Genomic DNA, 13,137 nt, shown 5'->3' with positions numbered 1-13,137 from the left:
TCGAAGTCCAACCGCTAACCCACTACTCGCAGCCGCACGATAGCCCTCCGTAGGACAGCCGCATCCGGTCGGACAGCGGTTCTACGTGGTCAATACCCCGACCCTGCCACCCAGAGCGATCAACCGCCGACTCGATGCCGCAAAAGCAAGTCGGACCGAACATTCAGTTGATATACGAATTACTACCGGGACACGAGGCCGTATCATCACGGTAACCCATGACGGGCATTCCCCGCGGCTCGACCAATGACGACACAGATCATTCCGGCACGAATGACGCCAGAATGATCTGACTGCACAACGTGACAGGGCGCGACAGGGCGACGATTTCCGCCACCGGGAGTCGGCGCGGACCGGCCGACGGATCAGTGCGCGGCGTCATCCCACGTAGGGCCGGATCCCACGCTGACGTCGAGGGGAACCGACATCTGGTAGGCCGTGCCCATCTCGGACCGCACCAGCGCCTCGACCTCGGCGCGTTCACCCGGGGCGATCTCCAGGACGAGCTCGTCATGAACCTGTAGCAGCAGCCGCGACCGTAGCCGGCGCTCCCGCAGCGTCCGGTCGACACCGAGCATCGCGATCTTGATGATGTCGGCCGCGGATCCCTGGATGGGTGCGTTGAGCGCCATCCGCTCGGCCATCTGTCGGCGTTGCGCGTTGTCACTGGTTAGATCTGGAAGGTAGCGACGGCGGCCGAGGATCGTCTCGGTGTAACCGTCCCCACGGGCCCGGTCGACCACACCCCGAAGGAACTCGCGCACCCCGCCGAAACGGGCGAAGTAAGCCTCCATCTGGGCGCGGGCCTCCTCCGGATGGATGCCGAGCTGACCGGCGAGACCGAACGCGGACAGACCGTAGGCAAGGCCGTAGGACATCGCCTTGATCCGCCTACGCAGCTCCGGGTCGACCGCGTCCACCGCAAGACCGAATGCCTGCGCAGCCACGAACGTGTGCAGGTCCTCGCCCGAGGCGAACGCCTCGATCAGGCCCTCGTCGCCGGACAGGTGCGCCATGATGCGCATCTCGATCTGGGAGTAGTCCGCCGTCAGCAGGGACTCGAAGCCGGCGCCGACGATGAACGCCCGGCGGATCTGGCGGCCCTCGGCCGTACGCACCGGGATGTTCTGCAGGTTCGGGTCGGCCGAGGACAACCGACCGGTCGCCGCGATCATCTGGTTGAAGGTCGTGTGGATGCGGCCGGCATCGTCGATCATCGGAATCAGGGAGTCCACCACCGTCCGCAGGCGCGCGACGTCGCGGTGGCGCAGCAGCACAGCCAGCAGCGGATGGTCGGTCTGGGTGGCGAGCCACGCCAGCGCGTCCGCATCGGTGGTATACCCGGTTTTGATCTTCTTGGTCTTCGGCAGCCCCAGCTCGTCGAACAGGATCGCCTGCAGCTGCTTGGGTGAACCGAGGTTGAACGGCCGCCCGACGATCTCATGAGCCTGCGCGGCCACCGCGGTGACCTCGGCGCCATGGTGCTTCTGGAGTTCAAGAAGATGATCGGTATCCGCCGCGATGCCCGCCCGCTCCATCCCGGCCAGCACGGTGACCAGCGGAAGTTCGACGTTGTGCAGGAGCGCGGTGGCACTGCGGTGGACCAGGTCGGCGTCGAGTGCGTCGGCGAGTTCGAGGCAGGCACGGGCCCGCACGACATCGGCGCTGGCCGCGTCCGCCTCGTCCGATCCGTCGATGGTCAGCTGCCCGGACTCGGACGTCTCCGCCCGCAGGTCGCGCCGCAGGTAGCGCAGGACGAGATCGGCCAGGTCGAAGGTGCGCTGCCCGGGCAGCGCCAGATATGCGGCGAGCGCGGTGTCGCTGGTGACCCCGGCGAGCGAGAGACCGCGGGCGGCCAGCGCCAGCATCGGGCCCTTGACATCATGGGCGGCCTTCGGCTGGGCCGGGTCGGCGAACCACGCGGCCAACGCCTTCTCGTCGTCGGCGGTGAGCCCGGTCGGGTCGATCCACGCGCCGGCACCGTCGGCGGTGGCAAGCGCGAGCGCGGTGACGGTGCCGGTGCCCCGGCCCCAGGTGCCTCGGAGGTGAACGCCGGTGCGTTCGCCGGTGCGGGCGTGTTCGGTCAGCCACTCGGGCACCTCGCCGGGCCCCAGCACCTGCGTGGTCACCTCGAAGCCCTCGTCGGCCTCGGGTTCGACCGTGGCCAGCGCCACGTACAGCCGCTCCCGCAGCGTCCGGAACTGAAGGGTGTCGAAAAGCTGGTGGACGGCCTCACGGTCCCACGGATGCAGCCTGAGGTCATCGGGGCCGACGTCTAGGGGCACATCACGGGCGAGTTCGGTCAGTGCCCGGTTACGGATCACGCTGGCCAGGTGGGCACGCAACGATACGCCGGTCTTGCCACCGACCTCGTCCGCCCGGTCTACGAGGTCGGCCAACGACCCGAACTGCTGGATCCACTTGGTGGCGGTCTTCTCCCCCACCCCCGGCACCGACGGCAGGTTGTCCGACGGGTCGCCGCGCAGCGCCGCGAAGTCCGGGTACTGCACGGGGGTGAGACCGTATTTCGCCTCGACCTCCGCCGGCGTGAACCGGGTCATGTCACTGATCCCACGCCGGGTCATCAACACCGTCACCTGGTCGTTGACGAGCTGCAACGCGTCCCGGTCACCGGTGACGACCAGCACCTGCATGCCCACGGCCGCGCCCTGGGTGGCAAGCGTCGCGATGACGTCGTCGGCCTCGTAGCCCTCGGCGCTGACCCCGGGCACCGCGAGCGAGTCGCACACCTGGTGGATGAGGCTGACCTGCCCGACGAAGTCCGCGGGCGTCTCGGCGCGTCCCGCCTTGTACTCGGCGTACTGGGCGTGCCGGAAGGTGGGCGTCGGCAGATCCCACGCCACCGCGACGTGGGTGGGGCGCTCATCGCGCAGCACATTGATCAACATCGACGTGAAACCGTAGACCGCGTTGGTCGGCTGTCCGGTCGTCGTGGAGAAGTTCTCGACCGGGAGCGCGAAGAACGCCCGATAGGCCAGGGAGTGGCCGTCGAGGAGCAGCAGCCGCGGCTCACCGCCGCCGGCAGCGGCCGGCCGGGCGGCGGGTCCGTGGGCTGGGGCCGGTGCCTTGCCGCCGGTTGAACGTGCGGAACGACCGGGTGCCGGGTTGCCGGGAGCGGCGGTTGTGGCGGACACGACCACGAGTCTATTTGTGCACCGTCCGGGGCCGGCCAAGGCAGCCCGCCGCGGGCCGCCCCGGTGCCCGCGGGCCGCCCCGGTGCCCGCGGGCCGCCCCGGTGCCGCGTCACTCACCGTGGCCGGTAACGCCGACAATTGGTATCAGCTGCCGCTCGCGGAAGAAATTATGCAGACAACAGGCGGATGTCCTCCGCCCGGCGAATTGACGCGACCAGCGGTTACGGCCTAGCGTTCTTACCGGTGGGACCTGGGACGGACGAGTAGAAAACGTCTGGACACGGGGAAGGTGCGGACGGCACCAAAGACCGTCCCGGGATTCACTGTATTCATCCGTAGCTTTCGCCGTCTGGTCGCCGCGTCATTTCCGTCCGCGACAGGGCCATTTTGACGACAGGGCCGTGACGACAGGGCCGTTCAGACGACGTTCTCCCCCAGATACGCCTGCCGGACCCGGTCATCCGCACGAAGAACACCCGATGGACCGGCCAGTACCATCCGGCCGGTCTCCAGCACATAGCCGCGACCGGCAACCGTCAACGCCTGGTGGGCGTTCTGCTCCACCAGCAGCACCGACGCACCGGCACGGTTGATCTCCGTGATCGCTTCGAAGATCCTGGCCACGACCAGGGGCGCAAGCCCCATGGACGGCTCGTCCAACAGCAGCACCCGCGGCCGTGCCAGCAGGGCCCGGCCGATTGCCAGCATCTGCTGTTCACCGCCGGACAACGTCCCGGCCGCCTGCCCGTGACGCTCGGCGAGCCGCGGGAACATGGCGAACACCGTGTCCATGCCGGTCCGCGCGTTGCGGCGGTCCCGATAGGCTCCCATCAGCAGGTTCTCCCGGACCGACATGGCCGGGAACACCCGCCGGCCTTCGGGAACATGACTGATCCCACGCGCGACGATCTCGTGCGCGGGCAGTCCCGCCAGGCTCTCCCCGTCCATCCGGATCTCACCCGACACCGGCCGCAGCAACCCCGAGATCGTGCGCAACGTCGTGGTCTTCCCCGCACCGTTCGCCCCCAGCAGAGTCACCACCTCACCGGCGCCGACCCGCAGGCTCACCCCCCGCAGCGCGGTCACCGAGGCGTACCGGACCTCGACGTCGACGAGTTCGAGAACCATCAGCCGGGTCCGTCCCCGTCGGGGACGGGACTCGCCGCGCAGGTTCCGAGGTAGGCCTCGAGTACGGCCGGGTCCTGCTGGACCTGCGCCGGCGGACCGCCGGCGATGACCCGCCCGAAGTTGAGCACGACCACCGATGATGCGACCGTCATCACCAGGCCCATGTCATGTTCGATCAGCAGGATGGAGATCCCGTCCGCCGCGACGCGACGCAGCAGCCCTGCCATCTCCGCCTTCTCCACGGTGTTGGCGCCGGCGGCCGGCTCGTCCACCAGCAGCAGGCAGGGATCCGTGCCCAGGGCCCGCGCGATCTCCAGGCGGCGTTGCTCACCGTACGCGAGCGCCGCGGCCGGGACGTGCGCACGGTGGGCCAGACCCACGAGGGAGAGCAGTTCCATCGACCGCCGGGCGTTCTCGGCGTCCTGCTGTCGGGTCCCGGGCGTGGCCAGCATCACCCGCAGTGTCTCCGGAACCCGCAGTGTCTCCGGAACCCGCCGTACCCCCGGGCGGGCCCGCGCCTCCACACCGATCTGAACGTTCGCCAGCGCGCTCAACCCGGGGAACAACCGGATGTGCTGGAACGTCCGGGCCACCCCGAGCCGGCTGATCACATGTGGGCGACGGCCGAGCAGGTCGGTCCGCCGGCCGTCACGGCCCCACAGCGTCACGCTGCCGACCTGCGGGCGGCAGACGCCGGTGAGACAGTTGAACAGGGACGTCTTGCCCGCGCCGTTCGGCCCGATCACCGCGAGGATCTCACCCCGTTGCTGACGCAGTGACACCCCGTCCAGGCTCGTGATCCCGCCGAAGCGCAGGACGAGGCCGTGTACGTCGAGGACGGGCCCGGGGCCATCATGCGCGGTACCGCTCCTCTCGCTCGTCCGGCTCATCCGGTCTGCCCCCCGACGGGGAACCGGCCGCCGACACCGCCGACACCACCGACACCCGCGATGCCACCGACACCCGCGGCACCGGCGTCGTCGGACGCGGACACCCCTACCCGCTCACGGCGCCGGGGCGGGAGCAGACCCTGCGGCCGGTAGGTCATCATGATGACCACGACAGCCCCGAAGTAGATGTACCGGTCGGCCGGGGGGACGATGTCACGCAGGATGAACGCCAGGCCCTGAAGAACCGCCGCGCCGAGTACCACCCCGAGCCGGGAACCCATCCCACCGAAGATCACAATGGTGAGCACCAGGATCGACGCCTGCAGGCTGAACGTCTGGGGATTGAAGAACTGCTTGGTGGCGAAGAGCACGCCGGCGAAACCCGAGACGGACGCGCCGATGGAGAATGCCAGCAGTTTCATGCGTACCGTCGCGACCCCGCAGGCCTCGGCGGCGAACTCGTCCTCGCGGATCGCGGCCCATGCCCGACCGATGTGGGACCGTTCCAGCCGGCCGAAGACGGCCATCACCCCGATGATGATGGCCAGCAGCAGATAGTAGTAGGGCAGGGGACGCAGGCCCCAGGCGTAGTGGACCCGCGCGACGTGGAAGGACAGCGGCGGCACACCGAACACCCCACGTGAACCATTCGTCACGCCGTCGGAGTTGTTCGCGAGGAGCTGCACGATCTCGCCGAACCCGAGTGTCACGATGGCCAGGTAGTCGCCGCGCAGGCGCAGCGTGGGCCCGCCGAGAGCCACCCCCGCGGTCATCGCCGCGACCACCGCGATCGGGAACACCACGAACGGGTTGAGGACGACCGGCGAGTGCCAGGGCATGGCCGACTGGGAGGTGAAGTAGGCCGTGGTGTAGGCGCCGATCGCGAAGAACGCGATGAAGCCGAGGTCCAGCAGGCCGGCGTAACCGACCACGACGTTCAGGCCCAGCGCGAGCAGCGCGTAGATCCCGATATCGCTGACCAGGGACTGCGTCGCCGCCGTCGACAACCCCAGCGGCACTACCAGGGCAAGGCCCAGCAGGCCGGCGGTCGTCGCGGCCCTTGCCCGGTCGGTGCTGGCGATACCCGCGACCCGCGCGGACAGCTCGGCGAGCCGGCCACCGGTGCCGCCACCGGTGCCGCCACCGGTGCGCAGCCGCCTGGCGCATCCGATGACCACCCAGGCCCCGGCCGCGAGACCCCAGAACGCAAGGATGCGTGGGGCGAACAGCGATCCCTGTAGACCGGCGAAGGGATGCCCCGCGTCTGCGGACGGTCCGGTGACGACGGCGAGCAGTGCACCGGCGCCCAGCAACAGCGCGAGTTCGCGCGTCCGGCCACGGCTCGGCCTGCCGCCGTCGGTCCTCGCGCCGTCGGTCCTGCCGCCGTCGGTCCTCGCGCCGTCGGCGTTCACGTCCAAGGTGTCCGCATCGCCGGTGTTCATGCGGCTCTCAGCTGCCGTACGCCCATCAACCCGGACGGTCTGACCAGCAGAACTCCGACGAGTACGAGGAAGGCGATCACATCTTTGTAGGACGCCTGGAAGACGTAACCTCCGTAGCTTTCGACAAGGCCGAGGAGCAGTCCGCCGACGACCGCGCCACGGACGTTGCCGATACCGCCGAGCACCGCGGCGGTGAACGCCTTGATACCGGGGACGAATCCCATCGTGTACGAGGCGTTGAACGTCATCGCATACAGGAAGCCGCCGGCGCCTGCGAGCAGACCCCCGATCACGAAGGTGGCTACGATCACCCGCTCCACGTCGACCCCCATCAGACTCGCGGTGTCGGCGTCCTGCGCGACCGCGCGGATCGCCTGGCCCAGCCGGGTCACGGTGACCACCCGGTCGACCAGTACGAGCATCACTGCCGCCACCCCGAAGATGACGAGTGCCTGGGTGGAGATCTCGGCGCCCAGAACCCCGATCACGGTCCCGTTGGTGAACAGGTCGGGAACGGGCACACTCTGGCGGCCGAACTCCTTGCCGGCCAGGTTGTAGGCGAACAGGGAGGCGCCGATGGCGCTGATGAGGTAGGCGAGGCGGGGTGCGCCACGTCGGCGCAGCGGACGGTAGGCGCCGCGTTCGAGGGCGAATGCGGCGAGCCCTCCGGATGCCGCGCCGACACCGAGGCCCACCGCCACCAGGGCGACCGACGCGGGCCCCGACGGCGTCGGGCCACCGGACACCAGCGCCCGCGCGGCGAAAAGACCACCGAACGCGCCGAGCATGAAGACCTCGCTATGGGCGAAGTTGATGAGTGTGAGAACCCCGTACACCAGGGTGTAACCGAGCGCTATGACCGCGTAGAGGGAGCCGATGGTCGCCCCGTCGACCGTCAGCTGCCAGAACTCGTGCGCGAAGCCCATTGAGACCGATCCCCGATCGCCGATCGCCGTACCGGTGTGCCTGTGGCCCACGGCCACGCCGGGCACGCCCAGGCAGGCCCGGCGTGCCCGGCCCGAGCTACGGCTTGATCAGTTCCGTGGTGGTTCCGAGCACCTCTCGCCGGCCGCCCCGAACCTGGTAGACGTACACGGTCGAGCCCGTGACCTCGCCGTCGGGCTGGAAGCGGATCTGCTTGGTCACCCCGGTGATGTCGACGGCCCCGAACGCCTGGACCACCGCATCACGGGTGGCGTTCGGCCCGAGCTTGCGCAGCACCGAGATGATCGCGTTCGTGGCGTCGTAGGCCTCACCCGAGTAGGTGCCCGGATTCGCGCCGTTGTTGGACCGTTTGAAGTCCGCGACGAACCCGGCCGCCTTCGGGTCACTGTTCGCGTCACCGCACGGGCAGGTCAGGTACGCGCCCTCGGCCGTGGTGGCGCCCGCCTGCGCGATGAACTGGTCGTCGTTGGCTCCGTCGCCGCTCATGACCGCGCCGGTGAATCCCTTTGCCTTCAACGCCTTGGTCAGCAGCGCGAACTCCGCATAATAACCGGAGTAGAACAGCACGTCCGGCTTCTCCGATATAATCTTCGTGGCTTCGGACGTGTAGTCCTTGGTGGGGTTGATGCCGTCGTGCACGACGTTCACCCCTTCGGCCCGAAGCTCCTTCTCGAAGACCTCGGAAAGGCCCGTTCCGTATTCGCTCTTGTCGTCGAGGGAGAAGATCTTCTTGGCCTTGAGTGCCTTTGCGGCGTAGTTGGCGGCAGCGGCACCCTGCACGGTGTCGGGGGCGATCACTCGGAAGAAGGTCCCGAAGCCGAGCGCGGTGAGCTGTGGGTTTGTCGCGGACGGGCTGACGGACAACAGCTTCGCCTGGGTGTAGAGCGGTTCACTCGCCTTGGTGGCGCCGGAGAAGACCGGGCCGACGACACCGATGACGTCCGGATTATCGATCAGCTTCTGGGCGGCCGTTGGACCCTGTTCCGGCGTACCCTGATCGTCCGCCTCGACCAGGCGGAGGGTGAACGGAAGCTGACCGCTGCTGTTGGCGACGTCGACCGCCGTTCGGACGCCGTCGATCGCGTTGATGCCGAGCTGCTGGTTCTCCCCGGACAGCGGGCCCTGGAACCCGATGAGGTATTCCTTGTGCCCGCTGCCGGAGGACCCTCCCCCGCATCCGCCGGCGGTCAGCGTAACCGCGAGCAGTCCGACGGCGAGACCCGTCGTTGTTCGCCTGGCCATGCCTTTTCCCTTCACCCGTTCCGGTAGGGCATCCCGGACAGTTCCCGCAGGGCATGGCGCGGACGGCGTCCGCTGCCCCCACCAGGAAGGTCGTCCGACCGGCCACGGCCGGTACCGCCGCACCGCGGCACTGCCGCGGTGCGTTGTGCCCGGGTGAGCCGGAGCCGCCGTTTCCACCTGCCGTGCCTGCCCTGCCCGGCTCGTTTACCGGACTGTCGGCAACCTATCCGCTACGGCAAGTAGTCGGAAGCATGAAGTGCCCGTGTCGTCACAGTTTGCAGATCGACGCGGTCCGACCCGGCTCTACGGCCGATACACCCCGACAGGCACGAACAGCTGGACGCGAACGGCGTAGACGGTCACCACCGGCGCCACGGCGTCGCCCCACACGTCGAAACCGACTTCACCGGTCACCCCGGGGAAACGGCCCTCCCCGACAGCGGTGACGATCGCGGCCCTCGTCGCCGCATCCACCTGGCCGCGGCCGGGAAGGACGCCGCCCGCGGCACGCAGCAGCGTCCGCGTCGCATCGTAGGCGTAGGCGGCGACCGGCGGGATCGCGTCGACGTCCGGCGACGGGGACGGGGACGGGAACGGGGACGCCGCAGGATTCGGCCTGTCACTCGCCCGGGGCACCTTGCCGTGTGTCGCCGCCGATGTCGCTGTCCGGTCACCGCCACTGCCGTGACCGCTGCCGTCGCGGTTGGTGTCATGGTTGGTGACGTCACCGCCCCAACGCTGAAGGTAGGCCGCCGCGAACGACCCGGCCTGCGGCAGTTCCGACAGCGGCGCACCGAGGTCCGTGACCACGTCACCCTCGGATGCGCTCTGCGTCCGCCGGGGATAACGGGGGTCGAACAGCCCGTCAGAACCGAGAACGGACACCGACGGGCCGTGCGCGTCCAACTCGTTGCGCAGTTTCGCGGCAAAGGCGTAACCCGTTGCCACGTAGACCAGATCCGGAATCTCATCCCGCAGCTGCCCGGCCACCGCATCCAGCTCGGCCGGGTCGTCCGTGCTGCCGTGCACCTTGTGGATGCCGGTGACGGTGGCACCGAGATCGCGGGCGTCCGACGCGAACCGCTCCGCGAGCGAGACTCCGAAGTCGGGGCCGCCGTCCACCACCGCGATCCGACTGCGGCCCATGGTCCGTACGGCGTACTCGGCACCGGTCCGGGCCTGCAGCGCGTCCGTACCACTCAACCGGAAGTAGGTGCGGTACGGACGCGCACGCGGGGGTGCGGTGTCCAGGCCGGTCAACCCGGGCTGGCTGTTGGACGGTGATACCACCGCTATCCCGGCAGCGCTCAGCGTGGGCATGGCAACCATCGCCACCGTGGAACTCAACGGGCCGACAACGCCGATCACCGTGTCGTCGGCGGCGAGTTCACCCGCCGCCTGGGCGCCTCCGTCCGGCCGGGACAAGTCGTCCTGGACGCTCACCCGGATCTTCCAGCCGGGGCTTGCTCCGTCGGCGTTCGCCTCGTCCACCGCGAGCCGGACCGCGTTGCGCACGGCCGTGCCCACCGACGCGAGATCCCCCGACATCGGAGCCATCAGCCCGATGGTGGCCGTCCGGGTCTGCGATCCGGACGGACCGCCGTCCGGCGAACCCGCGCGCGACACCGCCGTAAGGACCGCCACGGCCGCCACGACCAGCGCCACCGCGCAGGCAAGAAGAACCTGGACCCGCCGCGTCCGCAACAGGATCCGCAGACGTGGCAGCGGGAAAGGCTGGATCCGGGAACGCGACGGCCGGCGAGGCCGGATCCGCCCGGTCACGTTCCCGGTAGTGCCTCGCCGGACAGCACCGTCTCGGCCACCGCTCGCATCGTGCGCCGCTGGTTCATCGAGGTGCGCTGGATCCAGCGGAAGGCGTCCGGCTCGGTCATACCGTGCTCGGTCTGCAGGACACCCTTCGCCCGTTCAATGATCTTTCTTGCCTCGAGGCGGCCCTGTAGGTCCTCGACCTCGGCTTCCAGGCTCACGATCTCGGTGAAACGGCTCATGGCCATCTCGATCGTCGGCAGCAGGTCCTTCTTCTGGAACGGCTTGACGACATAGGCCATCGCCCCGGCCTCACGAGCCCGCTCCACAAGCTCCCGCTGGCTGAAGGCCGTCAGGATCACGACCGGCGCGATGCGCTCCTTGGCGATGTGCGCACCGGCCTCGATCCCGTCCATCCGGGGCATCTTGACATCGAGGATGACCAGGTCGGGACGGAGTTTGGAGGCAAGGCTGACAGCCATCTCGCCATCGCCGGCCTCGCCGACCACCTCGTAGCCCTCCTCCTGCAGCATCTCCCGGAGATCGAGACGGATCAGCGCCTCGTCCTCGGCGATCAGCACCCGGCGGGGGGTCGAGGATGGCTGGCTCATCGAGTCGGACTCCTGGGCTCGCAGGGCTAGGATCACAGTGTCGACCCACCGCGGGACGGGGGTGGGCGGTCGATCCGCACCTTACCCGGCTAGAGTCGGGGAGGAAGCACTACCTGCACATCGACCGGTCCGGTAGCACCTTCAACACCAATACCTACGAACTCGGACGACAGGCCCCTGTACTCCAACGGCAGAGAGACGGTGCTCAAACCACCGACAGTGTGGGTTCGAATCCCACCGGGGGCACATACAGCATCTACACGGGAAACCGGGGTCGCCGCGGCAGCTGTTGTGCCGTACGCAGGGGTGTCGGCGACCGTCTCTGCGAGGTTTGCGATCTGGCCGAACTCGCCAACCGGAATTTTGATCATGATGGCTACCTCCTGCGTGTCGGGGTGGACGTGGACGGTGAGCTGCGTGATCTCGTAGAGGCGTCGCTGCAGCCGTTCAGGTGCGCGGTCGAGGTTGAGCCGCAGATGCGGCATGGCGTCGAGAAGCGCGAGGCTGTCGGGCCCGGGTCGTGCGGGGTCGGACTCGTCAGTCGCGTCAAGCTCGGCGAGGAGGGCGACTGCGGCGCGGTGCTCGGCGTCGAGATCGTTGTAGGTGCGGCGGAGCCCTTGCGTGAACGGGTCGTCCGGGTCGCCGGTCTGGGCTTGGCGCAGAAGGTTGTCCTGTCGCCGGGTCAGATCGGCGATCTTTCGCCGGAGCCGGTCACGTTCGGCGGTGCGTTCGTGGGCGGCCCGGTCGTCGACCGTGGCAAGTTCGGCCGCCAGCAGTGCCATGCGGTCGGGGCCGAAGACCCGCTCGGCATAGAAGGCGGCGACGGCATCGAGCAGGACGTCCTCGCGGATACGGACGGTTTTGGGGTGTCCGACAAGTTTGTCCTCCCTCCCCCGGTTGTTCGCCCGGGGCCAGCATGTGTAGTAGACGATGTTGCCGGGCCGCCGGTACTCACCCCACATCCGCCGTCCACACGCACACAGCGTCATCTCCCGGAACACATAGGTGCGCAGGGTGGCCGGGTGGGTGTTGGGCTCGTTGCCGTCGCGGGAGCCGCGGTGAGCCTGCCGACGGGCGTTCACCTCGTCGAACATCCACCTTGGGATCAGCGGCTCGTGAACGGGTTCGGGTGACCACACCCACTTCTCCGGACCGTTGACCTTGCCACTTCCAGAACGGCTGGCACGCCGGTTGAACACCTGGTAGCCGGTGTATTTGGGGTTGCGCAGCAGGTCGGCCACGGTGGACTTCGACCAGGCGCCCCGCGCCCGGTACCGCCCGCCGACCGGTTCAGGCGGAGGGTGGCGCTCGGGGTCGGCGTTGAGCCGGTCGGCGATGGTGCCGTAACCGAGATTCTCGTGGTAGCGCCAGTGCGCGATCTGGGTGACGGTCTCCCCGCGTGTCCCGTCGGGTTCGAGTCGAGTTTTGGTCATCCCACGGTCCGCCTTGGCCGAGTTGGGATGCCGGTAGTTCTTGGCCCGGTATCCATACGGCGGTTTACCGATGTTCCACCCCTCGCGGACGTGGATGCACAGCCCGCCCCACGAGCTCTCCAGGGTGTTCCACACCTCGTACTCGGCGACGGACTGATTGATCCGCCGCTGGAGGATCTGCGAGGCCCGCGGGCCGTCGATCTTGATCGGTTCGTTCCAGGCAAACAGCGGAACCCCGGCACGTTCGAGCGCCCGCTCGATGGAGAGATTCTCATACATCCGCCGGGCGATCCGGGACATGGACTCGCAGATCACCACGTCGAATCGCCGGTTCGGATGCGCGGCTTCGGCGAGCAGGTCGTCGATCCCGCCGTCGCGGGCGATCGGGATATCGAACCGGGCTACGTCCGCTCCGTGCCCGCGCGCGTCGAGTTCCTTCCGCCCGGATTCGACATCGTAATAATGGCCGACGATCAGCCAGGATTCGGGGAGGACGGACTTGCACCGTTCGAGCTGACGCATGA

Annotated in this window: 8 protein-coding genes, 1 tRNA gene and 1 pseudogene; 1 reads left to right on the top strand and 9 read right to left on the bottom strand. The window is 68.6% G+C overall.

All coding sequences use genetic code 11. From position 1 onward, the window contains the following. Positions 1-365: 365 nt before the first annotated feature. From polA to NBW77_RS10535, 8 genes are all read right to left on the bottom strand, one after another. Positions 366-3,020, bottom strand: coding sequence for a DNA polymerase I (gene polA / locus NBW77_RS10570; RefSeq protein WP_250279643.1), 2,655 nt, complete (start codon positions 3,018-3,020; stop codon positions 366-368). A gap of 552 nt (positions 3,021-3,572) precedes the next feature. Continuing rightward, positions 3,573-4,283 (bottom strand): ABC transporter ATP-binding protein, encoded by a 711-nt coding sequence (locus NBW77_RS10565; protein ID WP_131746700.1) that lies wholly within the window; start codon positions 4,281-4,283, stop codon positions 3,573-3,575. Beyond that, entirely contained in the window at positions 4,283-5,173 is an 891-nt protein-coding gene (locus NBW77_RS10560; protein ID WP_250279637.1) for an ABC transporter ATP-binding protein, read from the bottom strand. Before NBW77_RS10560 ends, NBW77_RS10565 begins: the two co-directional genes overlap by 1 nt. Next, complete coding sequence (locus NBW77_RS10555; protein WP_131746727.1) at positions 5,170-6,615, bottom strand: branched-chain amino acid ABC transporter permease; 1,446 nt, start codon at positions 6,613-6,615, stop codon at positions 5,170-5,172. Before NBW77_RS10555 ends, NBW77_RS10560 begins: the two co-directional genes overlap by 4 nt. Then, positions 6,612-7,541: a branched-chain amino acid ABC transporter permease gene (locus NBW77_RS10550; protein WP_250279636.1), complete on the bottom strand. Its 930-nt coding sequence runs from the start codon at positions 7,539-7,541 to the stop codon at positions 6,612-6,614. The genes NBW77_RS10555 and NBW77_RS10550 overlap by 4 nt, the downstream gene beginning before the upstream one ends. Before the next feature lie 97 nt (positions 7,542-7,638). After that, positions 7,639-8,802, bottom strand: a complete 1,164-nt coding sequence (locus NBW77_RS10545; RefSeq protein WP_131746699.1) for a branched-chain amino acid ABC transporter substrate-binding protein — start codon at positions 8,800-8,802, stop codon at positions 7,639-7,641. 303 nt (positions 8,803-9,105) lie between these two features. Next, the gene (locus NBW77_RS10540; RefSeq protein WP_242605813.1) at positions 9,106-10,584 is read right to left on the bottom strand and encodes a branched-chain amino acid ABC transporter substrate-binding protein; all 1,479 of its coding nucleotides are present in this window, start codon (positions 10,582-10,584) and stop codon (positions 9,106-9,108) included. Beyond that, positions 10,581-11,180 (bottom strand): ANTAR domain-containing response regulator, encoded by a 600-nt coding sequence (locus NBW77_RS10535; RefSeq protein WP_131746698.1) that lies wholly within the window; start codon positions 11,178-11,180, stop codon positions 10,581-10,583. The genes NBW77_RS10540 and NBW77_RS10535 overlap by 4 nt, the downstream gene beginning before the upstream one ends. A gap of 173 nt (positions 11,181-11,353) precedes the next feature. Between NBW77_RS10535 and NBW77_RS10530 the strand changes: the two genes are divergently transcribed. Then, positions 11,354-11,426: transfer RNA gene (locus NBW77_RS10530), tRNA-Leu, on the top strand. Between the two features lie 581 nt (positions 11,427-12,007). On the opposite strand, the pseudogene NBW77_RS10525 reads toward NBW77_RS10530, so the two are convergent. Further along, positions 12,008-13,135 (bottom strand): annotated as a pseudogene (locus NBW77_RS10525) (recombinase family protein); the annotation flags it as partial. Between the last annotated feature and the right edge of the window lie 2 nt (positions 13,136-13,137).

Source organism: Frankia sp. Cppng1_Ct_nod (assembly GCF_920656135.1).
GTDB classification, from domain to species: domain Bacteria; phylum Actinomycetota; class Actinomycetes; order Frankiales; family Frankiaceae; genus Protofrankia; species Protofrankia meridionalis.
The sequence above is the reverse complement of the archived record's forward strand: the minus strand, read 5'-3'. Positions and strand labels throughout refer to the sequence as shown.

Bases quoted from the DNA above. Each gene is read 5' to 3' on its own strand.
- NBW77_RS10565 (WP_131746700.1), bottom strand. From the start codon at position 4,283: ATGGTTCTCGAACTCGTCGACGTCGAGGTCCGGTACGCCTCGGTGACC.
- NBW77_RS10550 (WP_250279636.1), bottom strand. From the start codon at position 7,541: ATGGGCTTCGCGCACGAGTTCTGGCAGCTGACGGTCGACGGGGCGACC.
- NBW77_RS10560 (WP_250279637.1), bottom strand. From the start codon at position 5,173: ATGAGCCGGACGAGCGAGAGGAGCGGTACCGCGCATGATGGCCCCGGG.
- NBW77_RS10545 (WP_131746699.1), bottom strand. From the start codon at position 8,802: ATGGCCAGGCGAACAACGACGGGTCTCGCCGTCGGACTGCTCGCGGTT.
- NBW77_RS10555 (WP_131746727.1), bottom strand. From the start codon at position 6,615: ATGAACACCGGCGATGCGGACACCTTGGACGTGAACGCCGACGGCGCG.
- NBW77_RS10535 (WP_131746698.1), bottom strand. From the start codon at position 11,180: ATGAGCCAGCCATCCTCGACCCCCCGCCGGGTGCTGATCGCCGAGGAC.